General features: G+C 63.2%; 22 protein-coding genes. 13 read left to right on the plus strand and 9 right to left on the minus strand.

Annotated features, from left to right (window positions below; all coding sequences use genetic code 11):
• Window positions 1-76: 76 nt before the first annotated feature.
• Genes ACP691_RS00895 through ACP691_RS00905 form a run of 3 tightly spaced genes read left to right on the plus strand, consistent with a single transcriptional unit; the run spans window position 77 to window position 3,776 of the window.
• On the plus strand, window positions 77-595 hold the full coding sequence (locus ACP691_RS00895; protein WP_426152555.1) for a (2Fe-2S)-binding protein: 519 nt from the start codon (window positions 77-79) through the stop codon (window positions 593-595).
• On the plus strand, window positions 592-1,581 hold the full coding sequence (locus ACP691_RS00900; RefSeq protein WP_426152557.1) for an FAD binding domain-containing protein: 990 nt from the start codon (window positions 592-594) through the stop codon (window positions 1,579-1,581). The genes ACP691_RS00895 and ACP691_RS00900 overlap by 4 nt, the downstream gene beginning before the upstream one ends.
• A complete protein-coding gene (locus tag ACP691_RS00905) occupies window positions 1,578-3,776 on the plus strand; it encodes a xanthine dehydrogenase family protein molybdopterin-binding subunit (RefSeq protein ID WP_426152559.1) in 2,199 nt (732 codons plus the stop codon). Before ACP691_RS00900 ends, ACP691_RS00905 begins: the two co-directional genes overlap by 4 nt.
• A 96-nt stretch (window positions 3,777-3,872) precedes the next feature.
• Here ACP691_RS00905 and ACP691_RS00910 read toward each other — a convergent pair whose 3' ends face one another.
• Entirely contained in the window at window positions 3,873-5,096 is a 1,224-nt protein-coding gene (locus tag ACP691_RS00910; RefSeq protein WP_426152561.1) for an MFS transporter, read from the minus strand.
• A gap of 219 nt (window positions 5,097-5,315) precedes the next feature.
• On the opposite strand from ACP691_RS00910, the gene ACP691_RS00915 reads away from it, so the two are divergent.
• The 3 genes from ACP691_RS00915 to ACP691_RS00925 are packed head-to-tail and all read left to right on the plus strand — an operon-like array spanning window position 5,316 to window position 7,920.
• Entirely contained in the window at window positions 5,316-6,749 is a 1,434-nt protein-coding gene (locus ACP691_RS00915; protein WP_426152563.1) for a cytochrome ubiquinol oxidase subunit I, read from the plus strand.
• A 3-nt stretch (window positions 6,750-6,752) separates the two neighbouring features.
• Window positions 6,753-7,760 carry a cytochrome d ubiquinol oxidase subunit II gene (gene cydB / locus ACP691_RS00920; RefSeq protein WP_040261636.1) on the plus strand — a complete coding sequence of 336 codons (1,008 nt, stop codon included), beginning with the start codon at window positions 6,753-6,755 and terminating at the stop codon, window positions 7,758-7,760.
• 13 nt (window positions 7,761-7,773) lie between these two features.
• Window positions 7,774-7,920 carry a DUF2474 domain-containing protein gene (locus tag ACP691_RS00925; RefSeq protein ID WP_040261637.1) on the plus strand — a complete coding sequence of 49 codons (147 nt, stop codon included), beginning with the start codon at window positions 7,774-7,776 and terminating at the stop codon, window positions 7,918-7,920.
• Window positions 7,921-7,990: 70 nt separating this feature from the next.
• Here the strand turns inward: ACP691_RS00925 and ACP691_RS00930 are convergent, their stop codons facing one another.
• Window positions 7,991-9,115, minus strand: a complete 1,125-nt coding sequence (locus ACP691_RS00930; RefSeq protein ID WP_426152566.1) for a methyltransferase — start codon at window positions 9,113-9,115, stop codon at window positions 7,991-7,993.
• 112 nt (window positions 9,116-9,227) lie between these two features.
• Between ACP691_RS00930 and ACP691_RS00935 the strand changes: the two genes are divergently transcribed.
• Window positions 9,228-9,998, plus strand: coding sequence for a ferredoxin--NADP reductase (locus tag ACP691_RS00935; RefSeq protein ID WP_426152568.1), 771 nt, complete (start codon window positions 9,228-9,230; stop codon window positions 9,996-9,998).
• A 13-nt stretch (window positions 9,999-10,011) separates the two neighbouring features.
• Here ACP691_RS00935 and mscL read toward each other — a convergent pair whose 3' ends face one another.
• On the minus strand, window positions 10,012-10,461 hold the full coding sequence (gene mscL, locus ACP691_RS00940; protein WP_426152570.1) for a large-conductance mechanosensitive channel protein MscL: 450 nt from the start codon (window positions 10,459-10,461) through the stop codon (window positions 10,012-10,014).
• A gap of 189 nt (window positions 10,462-10,650) precedes the next feature.
• Here mscL and radA point away from each other — a divergent pair, with 189 nt between their 5' ends.
• Together radA and ACP691_RS00950 are read left to right on the plus strand one after the other, a co-directional pair.
• On the plus strand, window positions 10,651-12,018 hold the full coding sequence (radA, locus tag ACP691_RS00945) for a DNA repair protein RadA (RefSeq protein WP_040261643.1): 1,368 nt from the start codon (window positions 10,651-10,653) through the stop codon (window positions 12,016-12,018).
• 66 nt (window positions 12,019-12,084) lie between these two features.
• On the plus strand, window positions 12,085-12,762 hold the full coding sequence (locus ACP691_RS00950) for an HAD-IA family hydrolase (protein WP_426152572.1): 678 nt from the start codon (window positions 12,085-12,087) through the stop codon (window positions 12,760-12,762).
• On the opposite strand, the gene ACP691_RS00955 is transcribed toward ACP691_RS00950, so the two are convergent.
• Window positions 12,759-13,145 (minus strand): PilZ domain-containing protein, encoded by a 387-nt coding sequence (locus tag ACP691_RS00955; protein WP_426152574.1) that lies wholly within the window; start codon window positions 13,143-13,145, stop codon window positions 12,759-12,761. The genes ACP691_RS00950 and ACP691_RS00955 overlap by 4 nt on opposite strands.
• A gap of 234 nt (window positions 13,146-13,379) precedes the next feature.
• Between ACP691_RS00955 and ACP691_RS00960 the strand changes: the two genes are divergently transcribed.
• The 3 genes from ACP691_RS00960 to yjiA are packed head-to-tail and all read left to right on the plus strand — an operon-like array spanning window position 13,380 to window position 16,677.
• Window positions 13,380-15,446, plus strand: coding sequence for a carbon starvation CstA family protein (locus ACP691_RS00960; RefSeq protein ID WP_426152576.1), 2,067 nt, complete (start codon window positions 13,380-13,382; stop codon window positions 15,444-15,446).
• 10 nt (window positions 15,447-15,456) lie between these two features.
• Window positions 15,457-15,657 (plus strand): YbdD/YjiX family protein, encoded by a 201-nt coding sequence (locus ACP691_RS00965; RefSeq protein WP_040261647.1) that lies wholly within the window; start codon window positions 15,457-15,459, stop codon window positions 15,655-15,657.
• A gap of 57 nt (window positions 15,658-15,714) precedes the next feature.
• Window positions 15,715-16,677 carry a GTPase gene (yjiA, locus tag ACP691_RS00970; RefSeq protein WP_426152578.1) on the plus strand — a complete coding sequence of 321 codons (963 nt, stop codon included), beginning with the start codon at window positions 15,715-15,717 and terminating at the stop codon, window positions 16,675-16,677.
• Between the two features lie 125 nt (window positions 16,678-16,802).
• Here yjiA and glyA read toward each other — a convergent pair whose 3' ends face one another.
• Window positions 16,803-18,053 carry a serine hydroxymethyltransferase gene (gene glyA / locus ACP691_RS00975; protein ID WP_040261649.1) on the minus strand — a complete coding sequence of 417 codons (1,251 nt, stop codon included), beginning with the start codon at window positions 18,051-18,053 and terminating at the stop codon, window positions 16,803-16,805.
• 138 nt (window positions 18,054-18,191) lie between these two features.
• Window positions 18,192-22,007 (minus strand): EAL domain-containing protein, encoded by a 3,816-nt coding sequence (locus ACP691_RS00980; RefSeq protein WP_426152581.1) that lies wholly within the window; start codon window positions 22,005-22,007, stop codon window positions 18,192-18,194.
• Between the two features lie 241 nt (window positions 22,008-22,248).
• On the opposite strand from ACP691_RS00980, the gene ettA reads away from it, so the two are divergent.
• Window positions 22,249-23,913 (plus strand): energy-dependent translational throttle protein EttA, encoded by a 1,665-nt coding sequence (gene ettA, locus ACP691_RS00985; RefSeq protein WP_426152583.1) that lies wholly within the window; start codon window positions 22,249-22,251, stop codon window positions 23,911-23,913.
• Window positions 23,914-24,056: 143 nt separating this feature from the next.
• On the opposite strand, the gene ACP691_RS00990 is transcribed toward ettA, so the two are convergent.
• The 3 genes from ACP691_RS00990 to ACP691_RS01000 form a co-directional block, all read right to left on the minus strand.
• Window positions 24,057-24,557, minus strand: a complete 501-nt coding sequence (locus ACP691_RS00990) for a GreA/GreB family elongation factor (protein ID WP_426152585.1) — start codon at window positions 24,555-24,557, stop codon at window positions 24,057-24,059.
• 78 nt (window positions 24,558-24,635) lie between these two features.
• Window positions 24,636-24,992 carry a lipoprotein gene (locus tag ACP691_RS00995; RefSeq protein WP_040261653.1) on the minus strand — a complete coding sequence of 119 codons (357 nt, stop codon included), beginning with the start codon at window positions 24,990-24,992 and terminating at the stop codon, window positions 24,636-24,638.
• Window positions 24,993-25,089: 97 nt separating this feature from the next.
• Entirely contained in the window at window positions 25,090-26,940 is a 1,851-nt protein-coding gene (locus ACP691_RS01000) for a DUF4105 domain-containing protein (RefSeq protein WP_426152587.1), read from the minus strand.
• Window positions 26,941-26,969 lie beyond the last annotated feature (29 nt).

The raw sequence follows: 26,969 nt of genomic DNA on the forward strand, positions 1-26,969 counted from the left end.
CGAACCCGCGAAGGGGAAAGTCGTACACCAAAGACGCAAGCGCCCAGACTTGCGCGTCCGACCGTGAGGCTTCCCCATGAGTGCTCTTTCCCAGCGCACTGGCGTGGCATGCTATGCCAGCCATTCGATCCGGTTCACGCTCAACGGTGAACCCAAAACGCTCGACGTCCTGCCTTGGACGACGCTGCTCGATCTGCTCCGCGAGCGCCTGGATCTGGTTGGCAGCAAGAAGGGCTGCGACCATGGTCAATGTGGTGCCTGCACAGTGCTGGTCAATGGCAAGCGCGTCAACGCCTGCCTGACCCTGGCCGTCATGTGCGATGGGCATGATGTGATCACCGTGGAAGGGCTCGCCAAAGGCGATGCCCTTCATCCACTGCAGGCGGCGTTCATCAAGCACGATGCTTTCCAATGCGGCTACTGCACTCCGGGCCAGCTATGCTCGGCGGCGGCGCTGCTCAAGGAAGGTCACGCGCATTCGGCCGCCGACCTGCGCGAGCAGATGAGCGGCAACCTGTGCCGCTGCGGCGCCTACGGCAACATAGTCGCCGCTATCGAAGAGGTCATGCAGGCCCCCGGGGAGTTGCCCTCATGACGCCATTCAACTACGCGCGCGCTGCGGACGTAGGCGAAGCGCTGGCCCTCTACCAGCCTGGCAGCCGGTTCATCGCCGGTGGCACCAACCTGCTGGACCTCATGAAAGAGAATGTGGTTCGTCCCGAGCGGCTGATCGACATTTCGCGCCTGCCCCTACGCGAGATCACCGTGCAGGATGATGACCGTGTGCGCATCGGTGCCTTGGTGAGCAATGCCGACCTGGCCCATGACCCGCTGGTCCAGGGCCGTTACCCGCTACTCAGCCAAGCCATCCTGGCCGGCGCCTCCCCGCAGTTGCGAAACATGGCGACCACCGGCGGCAATCTGCTACAGCGTACCCGTTGCTATTACTTCTACGACTCGACAGTGCCGTGCAATAAGCGTGAGCCTGGCAGTGGCTGCCCGGCTCGGGAAGGGTTGAACCGCATCCATGCCATATTCGGCGCCAGCGACCAGTGCGTGGCAACCCACCCTTCGGACATGTGTGTGGCCTTGGCAGCGCTGGAGGCCACTGTTGAGGTGCAAGGGCCTCGGGGCACGCGCAGCATCGCTTTCAAGGATTTCCATCGGCTCCCGGGCGATCAGCCGGAGCGGGACAATCACTTGGGCGAGGATGAGCTCATCACCGCGGTGCAACTGCCCTCCGAAGGCTTTGCCACCCATAGTCATTACCTGAAGATCCGCGACCGGGCATCCTATGCCTTTGCGCTGGTTTCTGTGGCCGCTGCCCTGAAACTGGAGGGTGATCGCATTCTCGAGGCGCGCCTGGCGTTGGGTGGGGTGGCCCACAAGCCGTGGCGCAACCCGGCGGTGGAAGCCGGCCTGGTGGGCAAGGCAGTCAGCCATGAAACCTTCGCCGCCGCCGCGGAGGCGCTCATCCAGGAGGCGCGTCCTCTGGCTGGCAATGCGTTCAAGGTGAAACTGGCTCGGCGCGCCATCGTGCGTGCACTCGATGAAGCCGTACTGGGAGGGCAGCGCCCATGAGCGTACTAGGTCAACCGCTGGATCGGGTCGACGGCCTTCTCAAGGTCACCGGCCAGGCCCGTTATGCCGGAGAATATCCTACTAACGGCCTGCTCTATGGCAGTGTGGTATCCAGCACGATCGCCTCGGGCCGGGTAGTGCGCATTGACGCCAGCGCCGCGCTCGCGATGGCTGGGGTGGAGTTCGTCATGGATCATGGCAATCGCCCACCCATGGCTGGAGACGATGAAGATTACAGCGATGCCGATGCCGCTGATGGAAAGCCGTTCCGCCCGTTGTTCAACGACCGGGTGCTGTATAATGGCCAGCCGGTGGCCCTGGTGGTCGCGCGGGATCTGGAACTGGCCCGCCATGCCGCTTCCCTGGTGCGTGTAGAGTATGTGGAGCACCCCTGGTGTTCAGACCTGCGCGCCGAGCTGGACAAGGCAGAGCCTGCGCCAGCGGAGTTGCCGGAACCCCGTGGGGATTTCGAAGGGGTTTACCAGGCGGCGCCCTATCAGGTCGACGCCACCTATGAAACACCCATCGAACACCACAATCCCATGGAGCCGCACGCCAGTACCGTCATCTACAAGGAGGACGGTAGCCTGGAGGTGCATGACAAAACCCAGGGTACCCAGAACTGCCAGAACTACCTGTGCCAGGTGCTCGGCCTGGAAAAGGAAAAGGTAAGGGTGCTCGCGGCGTTCGTGGGCGGGGCCTTCGGCTCCGGGTTGCGCCCGCAGTATCAACTGCCCTTGGCCGCCATGGCAGCCCTGAAGCTGCGTCGCTCGGTCAGGGTGACCCTCAGCCGTCAGCAGATGTTCACCTTCGGCTATCGTCCACGGACCATCCAGCGGTTGCGCCTGGCCAGCGACGCCGGCGGCAAGCTGCTGGCCGTGGCTCACCATGCCACGGGCGTGACCTCTCGCTTCGAGAAATTCACCGAGCACGTGGTGGAGTGGAGCGGGATGCTGTACCACTGCGATAACGTCAAGCTCAGCTATGACCTGGTGCCGGTGGACCTCTACACCCCGCTGGACATGCGCGCTCCTGGCGCTGCCCTGGGCCTGATCGGGCTTGAGTGCGCCATGGACGAGCTGGCCGAGCGGCTTGGCATGGACCCGGTCATCTTCCGCGAGTTGAATTTCGCTGACAGCAACATGAACGAGGGCAAGCCTTATTCGAGCAAGGCATTGATCGCCTGCTATAACGAAGGGCGCGCTCGCTTCGGCTGGGACCGCCGCAAGGCCATGCCCCGCAGCCAGCGCAACGGGCGCCGGCTGGTCGGGATGGGCATGGCCGGCGGCGTGTGGGAAGCCATGCAGATGCCTGCCAGTGCCAAGGCCAGCCTGGGCAAGGACGGTATCCTGACTGTCAGTACCGCGACCACCGATATCGGCACCGGTACCTACACCGCCCTGACGCAAATCGCTGCTCAGGCCGCGGGCCTGCCCGTAGAGCAGGTACGTGTCTGCCTGGGAGATTCTTCATTGCCCACGGCGCCTCTGCAGGGTGGCTCGTTCACCATCTCTTCGGTAGGCACCGCCGTGCAACAGGCCTGCGAGGCCCTTCACAAACAACTGCTGACGGCAGCGGCAAGTATCGACCCAGACTTCGCCAGCGTGACCCTGGACAAGATCAGCTTTACCGAGGGCGCGCTGGTATGGGGCGACAAGCGGCTGGCCTACACGGACCTGGTCCATGCCAGTGGGGTAGACGCCGTCGAGGCACAGGTTGACGCCGAGCCGGATAAAAAGCGTGAGCCTTTTTCCACCGCGACTCATTCGGCCGTTTTTGCCGAAGTGGAAGTGGACGAAGACTTGGGCACCATCCATGTCACGCGTGTGGTCAGCGCCGTGGCCGCCGGTCGCATCGTCAACCCGAAAACCGCGCGCAGCCAGATCCTCGGTGGGGTTGTGTGGGGCATTGGCATGGCGATGCACGAGGAAACCCTTACCGACCACGCCTTTGGTCGCCACATGAATCACAACCTGGCCGAGTACCACATCCCCGTACAAGCCGACGTAGGCGACGTGCAAGTGATCTTCGTCGAAGAGCACGACAACATCGTCAACGCCCTTGGTTCAAAGGGGGTAGGGGAAATCGGCCTGGTCGGCGTGCCAGCGGCGATCGCCAACGCGGTCTACAACGCCACGGGCAAGCGGGTGCGGGAATTCCCCATTACCCTGGACAAGCTGCTGGATATAAACTGAACGGCTGAAACGCGGTAGGAGCCAGCGAAGCTGGCGAATTGGGTCTGAAGTGCGCCTCACTTTGCATCGACCCGAATTCGGCAGCTTCGCTACCTCCTACCCTGGGGTTTGCATATGGTCACGCTTGGCCAGGCTGGGGAACAGCTTCATCCAGGCGCCGGTCACCACCAAGGTGCCGACCCCGCCGAGTACCACGGCGGGTACGGTACCGAACCAGTGAGCCGTCAGGCCGGATTCGAATTCCCCAAGCTGATTGGAGGCGCCGATGAACAGCCCATTGACCGCGCTGACACGCCCGCGCATCTCGTCTGGAGTTTCCAGTTGAACGAAGGCGCCACGGATCACCATGCTGATCATGTCTGCCGCGCCGAGCACCGCGAGGGTAAGCAGGGAAAACCAGAACGAGGTCGACAGGCCGAAGGCAATGGTCGCCACGCCAAACACTCCCACCCCGGCGAACATGGTGCGGCCCACCTTGCGTTCGATCGGGAAGCGAGCCAGCCAGAACGACATCAAGAGCGCGCCCACCGCGGGGGCGGAGCGTAGCAAGCCTAAGCCCCAGGGGCCGGTGAGCAGGATGTCTCGCGCGAACACCGGCAGCAACGCCGTAGCGCCGCCCAGCAGCACGGCGAACAGGTCCAGGGAGATGGCGCCAAGGATGTCGGGCCGACTGCGAATGAAGTGGATGCCAGCCATCAGCGACTGCAGGGTCGCGCGCCCAGTGGGCAATGGAATTTCGCGCTTGGGCAGGCCAAGCATCAGGCTCAGGGCCAGAACGTAAAGCACAACGGTGGGGCCATATACCCAGATGCTGCCGAAGGCATAAAGAAAGCCTCCCAGGGCCGGCGCCACGATGGTGGCGGTCTGCATGGCCGATGCCGAGGCTGCCACGGCGCGAGGGAACAGCGCTGCCGGAACGATATTGGGCAGCAACGCCTGGGTAGTGGGCATTTCGAACGCTCGCGCGCCGCCCAGGCAGAAGGCCAGGACGAAGATCATTTCGCGGCTGACATTATCCGTACCGCTGGCAATGACCAGCGCCAGGGCGACCAGCGCCTGCAGGGTCTGGCAGATGGCGGCGACCTTGCGCCGATCATAGCGGTCGGCAACATGCCCAGTATGGAGCATGAACAGCACCCGTGGCGCGAACTCCACCAGCCCGACCAAGCCCAGATCCAGCACGCTACCGGTGAGTTGATACAGGTGCCAGCCAATGGCGACAGTCAGCATCTGGAAACCGCTGGCGGTGCACACCCGAGCCAGCCAGAACGCCAGGAAGGGACGATGGTGACGCAACAGCCGAGGTGCTTCGCTAGCCATGAAAGGCATCTGCCTCACGAATGGAGAGGATAGGAGCCTATCATTTCTCTGTAACAAAAAGTTGCTGCATTTGCATAAAACCTGCCGTTTTTGCGGGGTGAGGCAATAGGTCACGCGGCACTGAACCACAGGGTAGACTCAAGTGAACGGGGCTACGCTATGCGCAGTCATTGACTTGGATCAATGCCGCATACCGTGCCGCCTGCCAGAGGAAACACTATGTTCGGTTCAGAGGCGCTAGACCTCGCCCGTATCCAGTTCGCCTTCACCGTGTCCTTTCACATCCTGTTCCCGGCCATCACCATTGGCCTGGCGAGTTACCTGGCTGTGCTCGAAGGGCTCTGGCTGAAGACTCACGACAGCGTCTATCGCGACCTTTACCACTTCTGGTCGAAGATCTTCGCCGTGAACTTCGGCATGGGAGTGGTTTCCGGCCTGGTCATGGCCTATGAGTTCGGCACCAACTGGAGCCGTTTCTCTGATTTCGCCGGGGCCATTACCGGCCCGTTGCTCACCTACGAAGTCCTGACCGCCTTCTTCCTCGAAGCAGGCTTCCTGGGCGTCATGCTCTTCGGCTGGAACCGGGTCGGCCGTGGGCTCCACTTCTTCGCCACGGTCATGGTGGCCATCGGCACGCTGATTTCTACCTTCTGGATCCTGGCGTCCAACAGCTGGATGCACACCCCGCAGGGCTATCAGATCGTCGATGGCCGGGTGGTACCGGTAGACTGGTTCGCCGTCATCTTCAATCCCTCGTTCCCCTATCGCCTGGCGCACATGGCCACCGCCGCCTTCGTAGCCACGGCATTCTTCGTTGGCGCCTCGGCAGCCTGGCACCTGTTGCGTGGGCGTAACAATCCTGCGGTGCGCAAGATGTTCTCCATGGCCATGTGGATGGCTCTGATAGTCGCGCCGGTGCAGGCCATGCTGGGTGACATGCATGGCCTCAATACGCTTGAACATCAGCCAGCCAAGATCGCGGCCATCGAAGGGCACTGGGAGAACACCAACGACGAACCCACGCCCCTGATTCTGTTCGGCTTGCCCGACATGGACGCGGAAACAACCCGCTTCGCGGTGGAAGTGCCCTACCTGGGTAGCCTGATCCTGACCCACAGTCTGGACAAGCAGATTCCGGCGCTCAAAAGCTTCCCCAAGGAGGACCGGCCCAACTCTACCATCGTCTTCTGGTCGTTCCGCATCATGGCCGGCCTGGGCATGCTGATGATCGCGATTGGCCTGTGGAGCCTGTGGCTGCGCTGGCGCGGAACGCTCTATGACAACCGCTGGTTCCATCGTGCCGCGCTCTATATGGGGCCTTCGGGGTTGATCGCGATACTGGCCGGGTGGTTCACCACCGAGGTCGGTCGTCAGCCCTGGGTGGTTTATGGCCTGATGCGCACGGCCGATGCGTCGTCCAACCATGACGTAGGCCAGATGGGCTTTACTCTGGCCTTGTTCGTGCTCGTCTACTTCGCGGTGTTCGGCGTGGGCTTCGGTTACATGATGCGCCTGGTGCGCCGCGGGCCAGCCATCGCCGATCCGCACAGCCATGGCGGTCCGGGTCAGAAGCGTACGCCTGCGCGGCCACTGTCCGCCGCCCATGAAGAAACCCCTGAAGACCATCACGCCATGTCGAACGAGAGGACCTGACCCATGGGCATCGATCTATCGCTTATCTGGGCTGTGATCATCATCTTCGGCGTCATGATGTACGTGGTGATGGATGGCTTCGACCTGGGCATCGGGATTCTTTTCCCCTTCACGCCCAAGGAGCATGACCGCGACGTGATGATGAACACGGTGGCGCCAGTCTGGGACGGCAACGAAACCTGGCTGGTGCTGGGCGGGGCAGGGCTGTTCGCGGCCTTCCCCCTGGCTTACTCGGTGGTGCTGTCCGCGCTCTACATCCCCCTGATCCTGATGCTGATCGGACTGATCTTCCGCGGAGTGGCCTTCGAGTTCCGCTTCAAGGCCAAGGTAGACAAGCGCCATATCTGGGACAAGGCCTTCATCGGCGGCTCGTTGTTGGCTACCTTCTCCCAGGGCGTTGCCTTGGGGGCCTATATCGATGGCATCAAGGTAGCCGGGCGCGCCTACGCCGGTGGCCCCTTCGACTGGCTAACGCCCTTCTCGCTCTTTTGCGGCCTGGGTCTGATCGCCGCCTACGCCATGCTCGGCTGCGCCTGGCTGATCATGAAGACCGAAGGGGCGCTGCAAGAGCGCATGCATCAGCTGGGCAAGCCCCTGACCTTCGTGCTGCTGGGCTTCGTCGCCGTGGTCAGCATCTGGACGCCCCTGGCCCACAGCGACATCGCGGCTCGCTGGTTCACCTTGCCGAACCTGTTCTGGTTCCTGCCGGTGCCTATCCTGGTGGTGGTCGCGACCCTTGGGTTGCTCCGGGCAGTAGCCCGCAAGGCTCACTACACGCCGTTCCTGCTGACCCTTTTGCTGATCTTCCTGGGCTACAGTGGCCTGGGCATCAGTCTGTGGCCCCACATCATTCCTCCAGCCGTAAGCATCTGGGACGCCGCCTCGCCGCCCCAGAGCCAGGGGTTCGTGCTGGTGGGCACGCTCTTCATCCTGCCATTCATCCTCGGTTACACCTTCTGGAGCTACTACGTGTTCCGCGGCAAGGTCACCACTGAAGATGGCTATCACTAAGGAGGCCGCCGTCATGGCTGAGCCGTTGGAAACCAAGAAGCCCCTGTGGCAGCGCCTTGGCTGGCTGGCGCTGATCTGGGTCGCCAGCGTGGTCAGCCTGGGCCTGGTAGCCGGGCTGCTGCGCCTGCTGATGGCGGCGGCGGGCATGCGGAGTCATTGAAGGGCCAGGGCCCGTCGTTGACCTTTCCGTAGTCTGGGCTATGCCGCTGCCAAGCGGCGGGCCGAGTCGGTCATTTCCGCGCCCGCAACACCACGAACTTGGGCGTGGCCGCCACCTGGTCCACGCCCCTGAACAGCCTGCCCAGCTTGGTGTGGTAGCCCAGGTGGCGATTGCCCACGATGTAGAGCGACCCGCCTGCGACCAAGGCTTCCCGCGCCTGCTGGAACATGCGCCAGGCGAGGAAGTCACCGACCACCTGCTGTTGGTGGAACGGTGGATTGCAAAGCACCACCTCCAGCGAGGCCGGCGGCTGCCCGGCCAGGCCGTCGCCAGGGCGAATGTCTACTGGGCGCTCGCCCAGCGCAGCTTTCCAGTTTTCCCGGGCCGATTGCACGGCCATATAGGATTCATCGACCAGGGTGTAATCAGCGTCAGGGTTGTCCAGGGCACTGAGGATTCCCAGCACCCCGTTCCCGCAGCCCAGGTCCGCCACCCGTGCCCGGCCCAGGCTGGTGGGCAAATGGGGTAGGAAGGCCCGGGTGCCGATGTCCAAGCCCTCGCGGCAGAACACGTTGGCATGGTTGACCAGTTCGATGGGCGGATGATCGAGCCGGTAGCGGGTAGGGTAGGGCGACCGGGCCTGTGGCCGGGGCTCGAAGGTGGCGGTTAGCAGCCGCGCCTTCTTCACCCCAAGGGAGGCTTGCACAGGGCCGATGTACTTGGCCAGCAAATCACCCGCGGCGCGCGGCAAGTGCTTGATCATGGCGCCAGCCACCACGCTGGCCCCTGCTTCCAGGTGAATCTGCAGGCGAATCAGCTGCTCTTCCAGCAGCGCCAGGGTTTTTGGCACGCGGATCAGTACGTGATCGAACGTCCCTTGGAAGGGCTCGCTGGCAGGGCTCAGCGCCAGGGCGTCGTGTGCCAGGCCATTGCCTGTCAGGTTCTTGCGCAAGGCCAGCGCGCCCAGGTGCGAGTCGCCACTGGTCACCAGCTCGAACCTGCCCTGCAGGCTGATGGCCAATGCGCCGAACCCATCGTTGAGCACCAACACGCGGGCGGAGGCGGGGAGGTTGCGCTGTGCCAGGTCCGCCAGCAGGTAGTCGTCCGCCGCGTCGAAGGCATACAACGGCTCATTGGCCATTTCCGGCTGGCGAACCAGGTCGAGTTGGGCGAAGGCGTTGTCGAAACGGGGCATGGCAGGCTCGGACAGGCAAAAAAAGCCAATTCTACGGGCTTTCCACACGGCGCGTCGGTGTTTGTCCGCGCCCGTTTGCGCCACACTAGGCGGCCTGTGACCTGGAGGCTCCATGAGCGACGAGAAATTCACCCGCCAGCGCTTGCTGGAGGTGCATACCCTAACCCCGAACCTCTTTACCCTGCGTACCACCCGCGACCAGGGCTTTCGCTTCCAGGCAGGGCAGTTCGCGCGCCTGGGCGTGACCAAGGCCGATGGCAGCGTGGCCTGGCGTGCCTATTCAATGGTTTCGTCGCCCTATGACGAGCATCTGGAATTCTTCTCCGTGGTGGTGCCAGGCGGCGAGTTCACCAGCGAGCTGTCGCGCTTGACCGTGGGCGATGAATTGCTGGTCGAGAAGCAGGCCTTCGGCTACCTGACGCTGGACCGCTTCGCCGATGGGCAAGATCTTTGGCTGTTGGCGACCGGTACAGGCCTGGCACCCTTCTTGTCCATCCTACAAGGGTTCGAGGCCTGGGAGCGATTCCAGCGGATCTTTCTGGTGTACAGCGCCCGTCATGGCCAGGACCTGGCCTATGGCGAGCTGATCGCTGGCCTGGAGCAGCGCGATTATCTGGCCGAGCACGCCGGCAAGTTGCGCTTCATTCCCGCGGTCAGCCGCGAGCCTTGGCCCGGCGCGCTGCAGGGCCGCATCACCGACCTGATTCGCAACGGCGAGCTGGAGCGCGCGGCCGGTGCCCAGCTGACGCCGGAACATTCGAGGGTGATGATCTGCGGCAACCCTGAGATGGTCGACGAGACCCGCGCCCTGCTCAAGGCGCGGGACATGAACCTGAGCCTGAGCCGCCGGCCCGGCGCGGTGGCCGTGGAAACCTACTGGTAAACCGCCATGGCCATCATTGCGCCGACGGCGGTGTCACCGGGGCAGCGACGGGTGGCTTGCCATTCTGCTCCTTGAGCAGATCGCGGATTTCCCCAAGCAGCACTTCTTCCTTGCTCGGCGCTGGTGGCTCGGAAGGCTTCTTCGCTTCCTCGTGCTTGAGGCGGTTGATCACTTTCACGCCCATGAAGATGGCGAAGGCCACGATCAGAAAGTCGACCACGGTCTGGATGAACTTGCCGTAGGCCAGCACCACCGCGGGGGTGTCGCCCTGGGCCGGCTTGAGTACCAGCGCCAGGTTGGTGAAGTCCACACCGCCGATGAGCAGGCCCAGTGGAGGCATGATCACATCGCCGACGAAAGACGACACGATCTTGCCGAAGGCGGCGCCGATGATGATACCAACGGCCATATCGACCACGTTGCCTTTGACTGCGAAGGCCTTGAACTCTTTAAGCAGGCTCATTGACGGATCCTTTCTTTCAAGTGGGAAGGCTGCGGAGCTTTTTTACCTAAACTTCAGGAAAATCGCAGGGTTACCGCTCCGCCTACTGTTCTACAAGACCCATGCGAAGTCGATTAGTTTTGTCTGTGTGACCGCCTGTGGCGCTTCGAGCAGGTATCATGGCCGCTTTACTTGCTACGGAGCTCGCCCATGGCCAAGGCCAAGCGCATGTACGGCTGCACCGAGTGTGGCGCTACCTTTCCCAAATGGGCCGGCCAGTGCGCTGAATGCGGCGCCTGGAACACCCTGGTCGAAACCCTGGTGGAAAGTGCCCCGGCCTCTACTGGCGGTGGCCGCACGGGCTGGGCGGGTGAGCAGGCGACCCTCAAGACCCTGGCTGAAGTCAGCGTAGAGGAAATCCCGCGCTTCTCTACCGTGTCCACCGAGTTGGACCGGGTCCTGGGTGGGGGGCTGGTGGACGGCTCCGTGGTGCTGATCGGTGGCGATCCGGGAATCGGCAAATCCACCATCCTGCTGCAGACGCTTTGCAACCTGGCCGAGCGCATGCCCGCCCTTTATGTCACGGGGGAGGAATCCCAGCAGCAGGTGGCGATGCGCGCGCGCCGCCTGGGCTTGCCCCAGGACAAGCTCAAGGTGATGACCGAAACCTCCATCGAGAGCATCATTGCCACGGCACGCCAGGAAAAACCCAAGGTAATGGTGATCGACTCCATTCAGACCATCTTCACCGAACAGTTGCAGTCGGCGCCGGGCGGCGTGGCCCAGGTACGGGAAAGCACGGCCCTGCTGGTGCGCTTCGCCAAGCAGAGCGGCACCGCGGTGTTCCTGGTCGGCCACGTGACCAAGGAAGGCTCCCTGGCCGGCCCGCGTGTGCTGGAGCACATGGTCGATACCGTGCTCTATTTCGAGGGCGAATCCGACGGTCGTCTGCGACTGTTGCGCGCGGTCAAGAACCGTTTCGGCGCGGTCAATGAGCTAGGCGTCTTCGGCATGACCGACCGTGGCCTGAAGGAAGTGTCCAACCCGTCGGCCATCTTCCTCAGCCGCGCCCAGGAAGAAATCGCGGGCAGCGTAGTCATGGCTACCTGGGAAGGCACTCGGCCGATGCTGGTGGAGGTGCAGGCGCTGGTGGACGACAGTCACCTGGCCAACCCGCGGCGAGTGACGCTGGGCCTGGACCAGAACCGCCTGGCCATGCTGCTGGCCGTGCTGCACCGTCATGGCGGCATTCCTACCCACGACCAGGATGTGTTCTTGAACGTGGTAGGCGGTGTGAAAGTACTCGAGACCGCTTCGGACCTGGCCCTGATGGCCGCGGTCATGTCCAGCCTGCGTAATCGCCCCTTGCCTCATGGTTTGCTGGTGTTCGGCGAGGTAGGGCTTTCCGGCGAAGTACGTCCCGTGCCCAGCGGCCAGGAACGATTGAAGGAGGCCGCCAAGCACGGCTTCAAGCGGGCCATCGTGCCCAAGGGCAATGCGCCCAAGGAGGCACCGGCTGGGTTGGAAGTGGTAGCGGTGACGCGTCTGGAGCAAGCCCTGGACGCGCTCTTCGAGTGAGTGCCAGGCCTTGACCGGCTCAGCCAGCTGGCGTATCACCGGGTTTTAACCCGTACAGGTATTCCCATGCTGAGCGCTCCGACGATCAAAGCCGTGATATTCGACATGGACGGCTTGCTGCTCGATACCGAGGGCATCTATACCGAAGTGACCCAGGCCATCGCCCAGCGCTACGGCAAGACCTTCGACTGGCGTCATAAGCAACACATCATCGGCCGCGGCGCCCGGGACCTGGCGGCCTATGTGGTGGAGGCCCTGGAGCTGCCCATCAGCGTGGATGAGTTTCTGGAAATCCGCGCGCCCCTGATGACGGCTCGCTTCCCCGATGCCCTGGGCATGGTCGGAGCCGAGGCGTTGGTACGCCACCTCAAGTCCCATGACATCCCGATCGCCGTGGGCACCAGTTCTTCCAGTACCTATTTCAAGCTCAAGACCCAGCGCCACGAAGAGTGGTTTTCATTGTTCGACACCATAGTGACCGCGGATGACCCCGAAGTAGGGGCCGCCAAGCCGGCGCCGGACATCTTCCTGGTCGCCGCGCGCCGTCTTGGGGTGGCGCCCGCCGATTGCCTGGTCTTTGAAGACTCGCCCTTTGGCGTGACGGCCGCCAAGGCCGCCGGCATGTACGCCCTGGCGGTGCCCGATTCAGCCATGGACCCGGAAAAGTACACCCACGCCGACGGCCGGCTCGGCAGCTTGCTGGAATTTCAGCCGCAGGCATGGGGGCTGCCTCGCTTCCCTTAGTGAATCAGGGCGCTCAGCTCCCGCTCCAACTCACCTTCATCACCCAGGTTCAGCTCCACCAGGCGACGCAGGTGGCTGATGGAGTCCAGGTCGATATGGGTGCACTGGAAGCCCAGCTGGCCGTCGTTATCGTGCTTGAGTTCGGCGTCCATGTTCACCAGGGCGTCCGGGCCTAGCTGCACATGGACCTTGAAGGGCTCGTTGGCCAGGCCGTTCCAACCGTCGGGCTTGGCCACCAGCAGGCCCTTGAGGGAAAGGTCAAGCAAGGCGACCTCCCAGCGACTATCGCCCTGAGTGAGCGTGGTACGCGCGTCGAAATCGATGCGCTTGAAGCGACGACGGTCCTGCGTATTGCCCTGTGCTTCGGTGGTGTCCTGGGTCATGGCTACTTCCTCGATAAAGCCCCTGTGCGCGGGTTGCGCCTATGCTGCCGTGCCCCGTTGTGCCCGGCAACGCTTGTGTAATCGTTTCCTGGGCCGAGCTTGCCAAACCGCGAACGGAAGCGCATAACCCGAACAGGCCTTCTGCCATCGACCTTGGTGGGGGATGTGCTCAGGGCCGAGTCTGGCTAGACTTGAGCCGGGTTTACTCCGTTCCCATCTGCTGGAAGATCGAACATGAAAAACAATAATAGCCTGGCTCGCCACTTACCGTGGCTCGCACTGGCGATAATCGGGGCCTGGGCCCTGGGGGTGGTCGCGCTGCGGCGCGGTGAAAGCATCAACGCCTTATGGATAGTGGTCGCGGCCGTCGCCATCTATCTGATCGCCTATCGTTACTACAGCCTGTTCATCGCCGAGAAGGTGATGCAGCTCGACCCGCGTCGAGCGACACCCGCGGTGCTCAACAATGACGGGCTCGATTTCGTGCCCACCAACAAGCATATTCTCTTCGGGCACCACTTCGCCGCCATCGCTGGCGCCGGGCCGCTGGTCGGCCCGGTACTGGCCGCGCAGATGGGCTACCTGCCCGGCACGCTCTGGCTGATCGCGGGGGTGGTGCTGGCCGGCGCGGTACAGGACTTCATGGTGCTGTTCCTGTCCACCCGGCGCAACGGTCGCTCCCTCGGTGACATGGTTCGCGAGGAAATGGGCCGCATCCCCGGCACCATCGCCCTGTTCGGCTGCTTCCTGATCATGATCATCATCCTCGCCGTGCTGGCGCTGATCGTGGTCAAGGCATTGGCTGAAAGCCCATGGGGCATGTTCACCGTGATGGCGACCATCCCCATCGCCGTGTTCATGGGCCTGTACATGCGCTTCATTCGCCCTGGGCGCATCGGTGAAATCTCCCTGATCGGCGTGGTGCTGCTGCTGGCGTCCATCTGGGCCGGCGGCCAGGTGGCGGCAGACCCGGCATGGGCCAAGGCCTTCACCTTCAGCGGCGTACAGATCACCTGGATGCTCATCGGCTACGGCTTCGTCGCGGCGGTAATGCCGGTGTGGCTGATCCTGGCGCCTCGGGACTACCTTTCCACTTTCCTGAAGATCGGCACCATCATCGCCCTGGCCATCGGTATCCTGATTACCATGCCCGAGCTGAAAATGCCGGCGCTCACCCAGTTCGTGAACGGTACCGGCCCGGTCTGGAAGGGTACGCTGTTCCCATTCCTGTTCATCACCATCGCCTGTGGCGCGGTGTCAGGCTTCCACTCGCTGATCTCCTCGGGCACCACGCCCAAGCTGCTGGATAACGAGGTCAATGCCCGCTATATCGGCTACGGCGCCATGCTGATGGAGTCCTTCGTAGCGATCATGGCCATGGTCGCGGCCTCGGTGATCGAACCAGGCGTGTACTTCGCCATGAACAGCCCGGCCGCGGTGGTCGGCGCGGATGTGAATGCCGTCGCCGCTACCATCAGCGGCTGGGGCTTCGCGATCACGCCCGAGGCCTTGCAGGCGGTAGCCCGCGATATCGGCGAAAACACCATTCTGGCCCGCGCCGGTGGTGCCCCTACCCTGGCGGTGGGTATCGCGCAGATTCTCCACTCCGTGTTGCCAGGCGAGAACACCATGGCGTTCTGGTACCACTTCGCGATCCTGTTCGAGGCGCTGTTCATCCTTACCGCGGTGGATGCCGGCACCCGTGCCGGGCGTTTCATGCTGCAAGACCTGCTGGGCAGCTTCGTGCCAGCGCTCAAGCGCACCGAGTCCTGGGTGGCTAACATGATCGGTACCGGTGGCTGCGTCGCCCTCTGGGGCTACCTGCTGTATCAGGGCGTGGTGGACCCACTCGGGGGCATCAATACCCTGTGGCCACTGTTTGGCATTTCCAACCAGATGCTCGCGGGCATCGCGTTGATCCTTGGCACCGTGGTGCTGATCAAGATGAAGCGCCAGCGCTACATCTGGGTCACCCTGTTGCCGGCCGCCTGGCTGCTCGTCTGCACCACGACCGCGGGCCTGATCAAGCTGTTCGACCCCAACCCGGCGGTGGGCTTCCTCGCCCTTGCCAGGAAGTACAGCGACGCCCTGACGGCCGGGCAGGTACTGGCGCCGGCCAAGAGCATCGAGCAAATGCAGAGCGTGATCTTCAACGCCTACACCAATGCCACCCTGACGGTGCTTTTCCTCTTCGTGGTACTGGCGGTGCTGGTGTTCGCGGTGAAAATTGGCCTGGCTGCCCTGGGCAAGCGTGAGCGAACCGACAAGGAAGCACCGTTCCAGGCGCTGCCCGAGGCCTGAAGGAGGACCCATGTTCAACGACTTGAGCCGGTTGGGTAAGTACCTGGGCCAGGCTGCCCGCCTCATGGTAGGCATGCCGGACTACGACAATTACGTCGAGCACATGCGCAAGACTCACCCCGAGCAGCCGGTCATGGACTACGAAACCTTCTTCCGCGAACGACAAGAAGCACGTTATGGCGGTGGCAAGGGCTCGCCTCGTTGCTGTTGAACCCTATTGACCTCGCGGGGCCAGCCAAGCTGGCCCTTGCGCTTTCTGGAGGCCCGTTTGGCTAACCCCATTCCCGTTACCGTACTGACCGGCTTTCTCGGGGCCGGCAAGACCACCCTGCTGCGCTACATGCTCCAGGCCCAGCATGGCCTGAAACTCGCGGTGATCGAAAATGAATTCAGCGACGCCAATATCGATACCCAACTGCTGGGCAACGAACCAGTACAGGTCCTGACCCTGGCCAATGGCTGTGTGTGCTGCAGCATCCACACAGACCTGACCAAGGGCCTGTTCCTGCTCCTGGAACGTCTGGATGCTGGCGAGATCGCCTTCGACCGCCTGGTGATCGAATGCACCGGCCTGGCCGACCCGGCGCCGGTGGCCCAGACCTTCTTCATCGAAGAGGAATTGCGTGATCGCTATGTGCTCGACGGCATTGTCACGCTGGTAGACGCCGTCAACGCGGGCGAACATCTCAGGCAGACCATCGCCCAGGCCCAGGTAGGCTTCGCCGACCGTCTGCTGGTGAGCAAGACCGACCTGGTCTCACCGCAAGCCTTCGAGGCCTTGAGTGAGCGGCTGGGTCGTATCAACAACCGCGCACCGATCCGGGTGGTGGATCACGGCCAAGTCGATCTCGCCGAGTTGCTGGATATCCGAGGTTTCAACCTCAATGCGGACTTGGGTGCAAGGGTACAGGCGCGGCCGCAGGTCATCGGCCAAGGCAGCGATCGCATTCGCAGTCTGGTGCTACGCACCGACCAGCCCTTGGACCTGGATCGCCTGAGCACTTTCATGAACGAGCTATTGGAGAACCATGGCCGCCAACTGCTGCGTTACAAGGGTGTGCTGAATATCGCCGACGAACCGCGCCGCCTGGTGTTCCAAGGGGTACTGAAACTGTATGGCTTCGATTGGGATACGCCGTGGGAACCTGGTGAATCCCGAGAGAGCGTAATGGTGTTCATTGCCGATGACCTGCCTGAACAGGCCATCCGCGAAGGCTTCGCCGCGCTTTAACGGTGGAGGGTAGCGGCAGCCGGAGGCGTCAGCGCAGTGGCGAATCTTTCTCTTGGAAGCGTTCGGCAGCTAGCGCTGCCTCCCACCCGTTCTTCAGCTGCGCCGACCCCTACGGCCAGATCAGATTATTTGTACACCGGCAGCTTGGCGCAGACAGCCTTGACCTTCTCGCGAACGGCATCGATCACCGCTTCGTTGTTCAGGTCGGCCAGGATGTCGCAGATCCAGCCCGCCAGTTCGCGGCATTCGGCTTCCTTGAAGCCGCGGGTGGTGACGGCTGGGGTGCCGAAGCGCAGGCCAGAGGTTACGAAGGGCGAGCGTGGATCGTTCGGTACCGAGTTCTTGTTGACGGTGATGTAGGCGCGACCCAGGGCGGCGTCCGCGTCCTTGCCAGAGATTTCCTGCTTGATCAGGGATAGCAGGAACAGGTGGTTCTGGGTGCCGCCGGAAACGACGTCGAAGCCGCGCTCGATGAACACCTGGGCCATGGCCTGGGCGTTCTTCACCACCTGCTGCTGGTAAACCTTGAACTCGGGCTGCAGCGCTTCCTTGAAGCACACGGCCTTGGCCGCGATCACGTGCTCCAGCGGGCCGCCCTGGGCACCCGGGAAGACGGCCGAGTTCAGCTTCTTCTCGATGTCCGGGTTGCTGCGTGCCAGGATCAGGCCACCGCGCGGGCCGCGCAGGGTCTTGTGGGTAGTGGTGGTGACCACGTCGGCGAACGGAACGGGGTTCGGGTAGACACCCGCGGCAACCAGGCCGGCCACGTGGGCCATGTCCACGAACAGATAGGCGCCGACCTTGTCCGCGATAGCGCGGAAGCGAGCGAAGTCCAGTACCTGGGAGTAGGCGGAGAACCCTGCCACGATCATCTTGGGCTTGTGCTCGACGGCCAGGCGCTCGACTTCGTCGTAGTCGATCAGGCCATTGGCATCGATGCCGTACTGAACGGCGTTGTAGAGCTTGCCGGAGGAGGACACCGAAGCGCCATGGGTCAGGTGGCCGCCGTGGGCCAGGCTCATCCCCAGAATGGTGTCGCCAGCCTGCAGCAGGGCCAGGTAGACGGCGGCGTTGGCCTGGGAGCCGGCATGTGGCTGCACGTTGGCGTAGTCGGCGCCGAACAGTTCCTTGGCCCGGTCGATGGCCAGTTGCTCGACCACGTCCACGTATTCGCAACCGCCGTAGTAGCGCTTGCCTGGGTAGCCTTCCGCGTACTTGTTGGTCAGTACCGACCCCTGAGCTTCCATGACCGCCGGGCTGGTGTAGTTCTCCGAGGCGATCAGCTCGATGTGCTCTTCCTGACGCCGGGCTTCCTGCTCCATGGCGGCGAAGAGATCGGCGTCGAACTTGGCAAGGGTCAAATCACGGCTGAACATTGGCGGTCCTCGAGGATCGGCAGAGAGAAAGCGCGCATTCTACCGCATACCGTTGAACCTGGCATATGAGCGCCGGTCATCACGGCGGTGACCGAGGCTCAAGCGCCGCAAGCCAAGGCGGCGCTTGAGGCTTGCCACTCAATCGAACATGAAGAGCGCATCGTTGCTGAATTGCGCTTCGAAGCGGTTGGCCTGCATCGGACGGCCGAACAGGTAGCCCTGCACCTCGTCGCAGCCATGTTCGCGCAGGAAGTCGAGCTGGTCGTGGGTTTCCACGCCTTCGGCGATCACCGAAAGGTTGAGGCTGTGGGCCATGGCGATGATCGCCCGGGCGATCTGGGCGTCCTGTTCGCCTTCCGGCAGGCCATCGACGAAGGTGCGGTCGATCTTGAGCACGTCGATAGGAAACTGCTTGAGGTAGTTGAGCGAGGAATAGCCGGTACCGAAGTCGTCCACCGCGATGCTCAGCCCCAGCTTCTTGAGGCTGTCGAGGGTCTGCATGGCTTCGTTCACGTCCCGCATCAGGATGCTTTCCGTCAGCTCCAGCTCCAGGCAGGCAGGAGGAACGCCGGTGTCCTCGAGGATATAGGCGATCCGCTTGCCCAATTGACCGTCGGAGAATTGCCGCGCCGAGAGGTTCACCGAGACCTTGGGCACGCGCACCCGCGCCTGGTGCCAGGCTTTGAGCTGGCGACACGCCTCGGCCAATACCCAGTCGCCTACGTCTACCACCAGGCCCAGTTCCTCCAGCACCGGGATGAAATCCCCGGGAGGTACCAGTCCGCGGCGGGGGTGGCGCCAGCGCAGCAGGGCCTCGGCGCCTGTCAGGCGCTTGCCGTCGCCGCTGAGCTGAGGCTGGTAATAGAGTATGAATTCCTGTTGCTCCAGGGCATGACGCAGGTCGCTTTCCAGCTCCAGGCGCTCCAGCGCGCTGGCATTCATGTCGGCCTGGTAGAACTGGAAATTGTTCTTGCCACGCTCCTTGGCGTGATACATGGCCGTGTCGGCGTTCTTCATCAACTGGCTGAGTTCGCTGCCATCCTGCGGACTAAGCGCGATGCCGATGCTGGCGGTAACGAAGAACTCGCGGTTTTCCAATACGAAGGGCGCATGCAGGTTTCCGAGGATCTGTTCGGCCACATGAATCGCTCGGGTGAGGGCGGCCTCGCGGCTGGCCTTGGGTTGCAGCAGCAGGGTGAACTCGTCGCCGCCCATGCGCGCGACGGTGTCGTCTTCGTCCACGCAGGCCAGCAAGCGCATGGCCATGTCCTTGAGCATGCGATCGCCCGCCGCGTGCCCCAGGGAGTCGTTGATCGGCTTGAAGCGGTCCAGGTCGAGGAACATCAGCACTACCCATGCCTTCTGCCGCTCGGCCTGCTGCAATGCCGTGAACAGCCGGTCCTGGAACAGCGTGCGGTTGGGCAGATGGGTGAGCGCGTCATAGTAGGCCAGGCGGTGGATGCGCTGCTCGCTGGCCTTGCGCTCGCTGATGTCGCTGAAGAAGCACACGTAGCTGGCCAGGTCGCCCTCTTCGTCGAGCACGGCGGTGACGCCCACCCATGCCGGGTAGTGTTCGCCGTTGCGACGCTTGAGCCGAATCTCACCCTCCCAGCTACCGTTGAGGTTGAGCTGCTTGACCACGTACTGCAGGTGGGCTTCCTGCTGCTCGGTCACGGTCAGCAGGGTCGGCAGCTGATCCAGCACTTGCGAGGCCTGGTAGCCGGTGACTCGGCTGAAGGCCTCGTTCACCTGAACGATGTAGCCGGCCGGGTCCGTGATCAGGATGGCCGAGGTCGAGTGCTGGAATACGGTGGCGGCCATGCGCAAGTCTTTCTCGGCACGGCGTTGCTGGCTGACATCCCGGCCTACGCCCAACAGGCCTTCGAAGTTGTCGTGCTCGTCCCAGATCAATACCAGGCGCAGTTCGATAGGAACACGGCGGCCGTCAGCGCGAATGCAATCGACCATGAAGGTCTGGCTTTTCACTTCGCTGCGCAGTTGCGCCAACAGTCCGGGCTGGCCAAGAGCCGCCTGGACCCGCGCGAGCAAGGCCTCCACGCCGGCGACCTGGCCAGGCGTGGCGAGGGTCGATTGCCAGCCGTTGTCGAATACCGCCTGCACGTCGTAGCCAAGCATCGACTCCACGGACGGGCTCACGTAGTTGAGCTTCAGCCGGCTGTCTGTCGAGAAAATCACGTCGCTGATGCTCTCGGCAAGCATGCGATAACGCTGTTCGCTATCACGCAGGGATTGGCTGGCTTCGACTTGCTCGGTCACATCCTTGGCCACCCCGATGATCCGGGTAACCCGGCCGTCACTGTCTTCGGTAAGCGTCTGCTCCCGGATGTCGAACTGGCGCCAGCTATCGTCACGGTGCCGGAACCTCAATTGGCAATGTAGTTGCCCTCGATAGGCAGTATCGCGCTGGTACTGGCGCAGCGCGTGGTACCGTTGCGCATCCACCGGATGCATCAGGGTTTCCCAGAAGTGGTCGCCCATGGCTTCTACCTCGGCCAGGGTATAGCCCAGGGTGCTGCCCAGATGATGGTTGCTGTACAGCATGGTGCGCTGCAGCACGTCGGCGACATAAAGATGGTCGGGCACGGCGCGCACCACGTCGGACCAGAAGCGCTCACGCTCCACCAGTGACAGCTGCGCCTGCTTGCGCTGGGTAACGTCGTTGAGGCTCAGGATCACCTCGTCCACGCTGCCGTCTTCGGGAACCCGAATCTGTGCCCATACCTGGCGAATCTCGCCGTCGAAACCCGGCGCGGGAAATTCCAGCTCCACCGTGCCAGGCTCGAGCAGAGCCAGCAGCAGGCCGAAGGGCACACGGTGAGGCTCCAGCAGATCCTGGCCGATCAGCCGTTCCCAGACGGCGGCGGCGTCGTTCAGTTGAAGCAGGTCCAGCGCCACCTTGTTCGCCTCGGTCAGGCACATGGCCTGGCGAAGCACGGTATGCTGAGCCGGATTTCGGTCGAGCCATGGTTGGATATCGTCGCGATGACGAATCCCGGCCTTGAGCACGAGCTGGTGCAGTTCCCGCAGATCGAATACGCAAAGGCCCACGCCCGCACCTTCGAAAATATCTTGGTAGCGTCGCCGCTGCCCCTGGACGTCCCGCTGGCGTCGCCGCAGATTGCGCAGTACCAGCAAAGGCAGGACGGTGCAGGCCAGCCCCAGGAGCAGCTTGCCGATCAGACCGGGCAGCAGGGGAAGCCGCGCCTGGCGGGCATCGAACAGGCCATGCAAATGCCAGTCGCTGCCCGACAGAGAGTGATCAGCCACGCTCATTTCCTGCTCGGCGGGCGAGCGCGGACGCGGCAACGACCCGCCAGCGCTGGCGGGAGAAGCGTCAGCGCTTTGGTGCAAGACATGTCCGGCGCTGTCGCCAAGCAGCCAGTCAGGCGGGTTGCCCAGCCTGACCGTGAGCGCGTCGAACAGCGAGGGCGTGAAACGCAGCACGCGATACCCTGGGGCGTGCGGCTCGCGCACAATCAGCCAGGCCTCGCGGCCGTCGGGGCTGCTACTGAACCGATAGCGCGCGTCGGCGATGGCTTGCGAAAGCGTGCTCAGGGCCTGCTCTGGCCACGCTTGAACCTTCTCCCCTGGCAAGGGGCGGCCTTGGCCGTCCAGCCGCACGCTACCCAGCACAATCGCGCCAGAGAGGTCGCTGCCCTGGGCCAGGGTGCCCTCGAGCAGGCGGTTCAGGCTGGTCTCGGCGAACAGCGCCATGTTGAGTTCGAGGCGTTCGGCCAGGTTGGCGCTGTGCTCGATGGCATTGGCGCGCAGCTCGTCCTGGCTGCGCTGATACTCACTGAGCACCTGCCATGCAAGCAGGCCGAACAGCAGCAGCACCAGCACCGCCAAGGCGCTTTTGAGTGAGCTGGAGAAGGGGCCGCTGGCCACGGGAGTACGCTGGCGCAGGGGCGACGACGGATCGAGATTGCTCAAGCTGGAGTCCTGCGGTATGGCGCCCGCGCCGGCCTGTGTCCCGAACCTTTGGGAGCACATGAACCCAATGATAACAGGCGCAAGCTGCCTTGACAGGCTAGCATGCCGTGGCCTCTGGCAAAGTGCCAGCCCCGCGCGGTCGAAGTTTGCCCTCTATCACGCATTCCGGTAGTTTTGAGGGCTTCAAAGCGCGCTGTCATCCCTATGTGCGCGCTCCCTCGTTATCAGTCAGGTTTACCCCATGGCCCAATACGTCTACACCATGCATCGGTTGAGCAAGGTCGTTCCACCGAAGCGGGAGATCCTAAAGAACATCTCGCTGTCCTTCTTCCCGGGCGCCAAGATCGGCGTGCTGGGTCTGAACGGCTCGGGCAAGTCGACCTTGCTGCGCATCATGGCCGGGGTGGACAAGGAGTTCGACGGCGAAGCCCGGCCCATGCCGGAGCTCAACGTAGGCTACCTGCCCCAGGAGCCAGAACTCGACCCGGCCAAGAACGTGCGTGAAGTGGTCGAGGAAGCCGTGTCGGTCATCAAGGATGCCCAGGCGCGCCTGGATGAAGTCTATGCGGCCTATGCCGAGCCGGACGCCGACTTCGACAAGCTGGCCGCCGAGCAGGCCAAGCTCGAAGCCATCCTGCAGGCCGCCGATGGCCATAACCTGGAGCGCCAGCTGGAAGTAGCCGCCGATGCGTTGCGTCTGCCGCCATGGGATGCCCGCATCGAACACCTCTCCGGTGGTGAAAAGCGCCGCGTTGCCTTGTGCCGCCTGCTGCTGTCCGCCCCGGACATGCTGCTGCTGGACGAACCGACCAACCACCTGGACGCCGACTCGGTCGCCTGGCTCGAGCGCTTCCTTCATGATTTCCCGGGCACGGTGGTGGCCATTACCCACGACCGTTACTTCCTCGACAACGTCGCCGGCTGGATTCTCGAGCTGGACCGTGGCCATGGTATCCCCTACGAGGGCAACTATTCCGGCTGGCTGGAAGCCAAGTCCGAGCGGCTGGCCCAGGAGTCCAAGCAACAGTCCGCCCATGAGAAGGCGCTCAAGGAGGAACTGGAATGGGTGCGCAAGGGGGCCAAGGCTCGCCAGGCCAAATCCAAGGCCCGCCTGCAGCGCTTCGAGGAGCTTCAGTCCCAGGAATTCCAGAAGCGCAGCGAAACCAACGAGATCTACATCCCGGTTGGCCCCCGCCTGGGCGACAAGGTGATCGACTTCCATAACGTGACCAAGAGCTACGGCGATCGGGTGCTGATCGACAACCTGTCCTTCAGCATGCCCAAGGGCGCCATCGTTGGCGTCATCGGCGGCAACGGCGCGGGCAAGTCCACGCTGTTCCGCATGATCATGGGCAAGGAGCAGCCGGATTCGGGCAGCATCGAGCTGGGCGAAACCGTGCAGCTGGCCTGCGTCGACCAGAGTCGCGATGACCTGGACGGCAGCAAGACGGTGTTCCAGCAGATTTCCGATGGCTCGGACATGATCCGCATCGGCAACTATGAAGTGCCGTCGCGTACCTATGTGGGGCGTTTCAACTTCAAGGGCGGGGATCAGCAGAAGTTCGTCAAGGACCTTTCCGGTGGTGAGCGCGGCCGTCTGCACCTGGCCCTGACCCTCAAGGAAGGCGGCAACGTATTGCTCCTCGACGAACCGTCCAACGACCTGGACGTGGAAACCCTTCGCTCGCTGGAAGAAGCCCTGCTGGACTTCCCTGGCGCGGCCATCGTGATTTCCCACGACCGTTGGTTCCTGGATCGCGTGGCCACCCATATCCTGGCGTATGAAGACGACTCCCAGGTAACCTTCTTCGAGGGGAACTACACCGAGTACGAAGCCGACCGCAAGAAGCGCCTGGGCGATGCGGCCGCTCAGCCTCATCGGGTGAAGTACCGCAAGCTGGCGTAAGACGATAAGCGCTCGGTCCCGCGTGAGCTGAACCCATTTGTTGGGCGGCCAGGTGATCACGGTGGAAGCTAGCGTCAGCTAGCGAAAGGCTTCTCTGATCGAGCGCTATTCACCAGCTGGCGCTAGCGGCAGGCCGGATCGAGTCAGTCGGGCGTGGCGGAAATGGCCAGGATCTCCAGCACCTGATCCCCGGCAGGCCGCAGCCAGGTCACTTCGTCACCTACGCGCGCGCCCATGAGGGCGCGGCCAAGGGGTGAGGCCCAGTTGATCAGGCCGACCCCCACATCGGCCTGATCTTCCCCCACCAGGCATACCTGGCGATGGACGCCTTGTTCATCCGCATAGCTGACCCAGCTGCCGATCTGCACTTTCTGTACGTCCCGCACCGGTGGTACTACCTTCGCGCTTTGCAGGCGCTGGTTGTAGTAGCGCAGGTCACGTTCCAGATCGGCCACCGCCTGACGATCGGCACGCTCGCCCATGGCGCTCTGTTCCAGGTGCAACGCGCGCAATTCCTCGGCGCGCGCGCGCAGCTGCGCCATTCCCGATTCGGTCACGTAGTTGGGCAAGGTGCTGACCTGCCGTTCCACGGGCTGGCTGGCCTGGGCGGCGGCTTGGTCTTCGTTTACGAAGGCACGGCTCATGTTCATCCCTCCTGGTCGGCTTACCGTTAGGCAATCGTTGCCCGCCGTGAGTTTCCTCCGGGGCTGCGCTCGCGCCTTTCAGTGGCTGCGATAGGCTCGTGCCTTGCCGTTGTCCACATCGCGCTGCCAGTCTCGATCACGGTCGTTGAGTACCTTGTCGTGAAGGTCCTGGCGTTCCTGACTCAGCAGCTCGGCCTGGCACTGACGGAAGCCGTCATCCCAGCCACTGCTGTAGAGCTTGTCGGAAAGGTAGCGGGGGACGTTCTTGGTGAAGGTGCCGGTGATCGAGCCCGCGGCCTGACGTCCGCTACCGCAACCGTCCTGGTACCCGTCGGCGAATCCGGGCGGGTAGCCCTGCTGCAGCAATTGTTCGTGGGTGGACTGACAGCCCACCAGGATCAAGGCGCCCAAGACCATACACCACTGCCTGTTCATGTTCGTTACCTCAGGTCCGGCGCATGGGCGCCGCATACCATGAGTCTAGGTCGGTTTTTGTCAGCGCGATGTCATTTCTGGGTCGGTGGGTTGTGAGTCAGTAGTGATACCACTTGACCTCGAGCATCACCTCGTTCACCGGGCTGCTGACATGGCTGAAGGCACGCTGGGCGCTGAGGCGAAGACCCAGGGTAGGGGTGACTTCCCACTGCTGGTTCAGGCTCAGCTGGCGCCGGACCTCTCCATTGCTGAAATAGTCACCGCTGGCCTCCAGCCGCAGGTTGCCCAGGCGGTTGCGCCAGAGCAGCCCAGTATCCATGCCGGCGGCAGGCACGGCGAAGGCAGCGAATTCATTGTTGTGCTCCACCCGCGCGGTAGCCAGGGTGAAGCCGAGCAGGCCAGGCGCCAGGTTCCAGCTGCCACCCACGCCGCCGTTAAGGTGGGTTACCAGCACGCTGTCCCCGTGCCGGCCGGGCACTCGCTCCAGGCCTCCCGTGACCTGCCAGGACCAGGGCTTGAGCAGGGTGCTGCGCGGTGACAGCGAGCGGATGGTGGCCAGGTTCAGTTGTTGCAGTTGCCACTCGCCCCCTTCGTACTGGCGCAGCTTGAGGCCGCCGAGCTCGATCTGCGCGCCCAGGGGAAAGCCGTAGGCGTTGTCGTTCAGGTCGTGGTAGGCCATGCGTAAGCCGTACTCGGCGAAGGCTCGGTCGTCGCGAGTGCCCAGGCCAAGTTCCCAGGTACGCGATGGATGACCTTCCTCGGGCAAGCCAGGGCGCTGTACCTGCAAAGGTGGCGGCGGATTGCGGTTGATCGCCTGCAGCAGGGCGAAGCTGCGCTGGCTGCGTTCGGCATCGCGCGGTTCTCCGGTGGCTTCGTAGCGCTGCAGCCGGTACGCGGTGTCCAGTGCCAGCGCCTGTCTTGCCTGGGGCAGCGCTTGCAGGTCCGGGGCTGCGGCGCTGGCTCCCTTGGCGATCCGCTGGGCCAGCTGCCGTTCATGGCTGCTCAACGGTTCCGCCCTCGCTTGCAGCTCGCGCTCACGCGACGGGCGATAGTCGGTTTGGCTGACCAGGCCGGCCGCTTTCACAGCCTTGACCGTGTCCGTGGGAATGGCGGCCAACGGAAACTGCTCGGTCAGGCGCAGGCTGGGCCGTGCCACCTGCAACAGTTCCAGCAAGCGGTAGGAGCAGTTCTCATCGAAGAAGTAGTAGTCGAAGCGAATCTGTTGCAGTTCCCAGACATGCTCCACCAGGCGACCTGTTTCCTCGGGACTGAGGTTCAACTGGTACTCCCACAGGTCTCGGTTCTCGAGGCTGCGGTACTCGGCCAGTTTCTGCTGGTAGGGCACGAGAGAAAACAGGCCGGGGTAGCCTCCGGCCAGGCCTTTCCAGGCGTAGAGCATGCTGTTGTCGCTGCCCTCTACATAAGCACCGAAATTGATGGCATAGCTGAGCAGCGCCGTCTGGTCCGCGCGGGTATCGGCCTGGTCGATGCGCAGCAATGTATGGCCGAACATCGAGGAAGGGCTGTTCAGGTAGGCTGCCGGGAACACCAGCACGGCGGAATGCGGAGCGATATCGCCGTACCAGCGTTGGAATTCAGGGCATCGCACGCTTGGGAGGTCCGTCAGTGCCAGGGTGTCCCGTAGCCAGCGGGTGCGCGCTGGAAATACGCATTGGGCGTGACGGTCGCCCAGGCTGGCTGGCGCGTAGAGCGCTTGCAGGGTAGCGGCCAGTTCTCGCTCAGGATTGTAGCGACCGTCGGCGGCCAGGAAAAAACGGCTGTCGTCCACGTAGCTGTGCCAGCCGCGCAACGCTTTGTATTCATAATGACCCAACGCGATCCAGCGCGGATCCTGGGCCAGGCGCTGCAGGGTGGCGGAAGTGGGCGAGGGCGCGGCGTTCAGGGAAGCACAGGCAAGCAGGGCCAACCAGAGAAAGCGGGTGAGCATCCATTGCATCCAGCAAGGTGGCAGAGCCC

Origin of the sequence: Pseudomonas sp. DC3200b2, from assembly GCF_049895785.1 — a bacterium.
GTDB classification, from domain to species: domain Bacteria; phylum Pseudomonadota; class Gammaproteobacteria; order Pseudomonadales; family Pseudomonadaceae; genus Aquipseudomonas; species Aquipseudomonas massiliensis.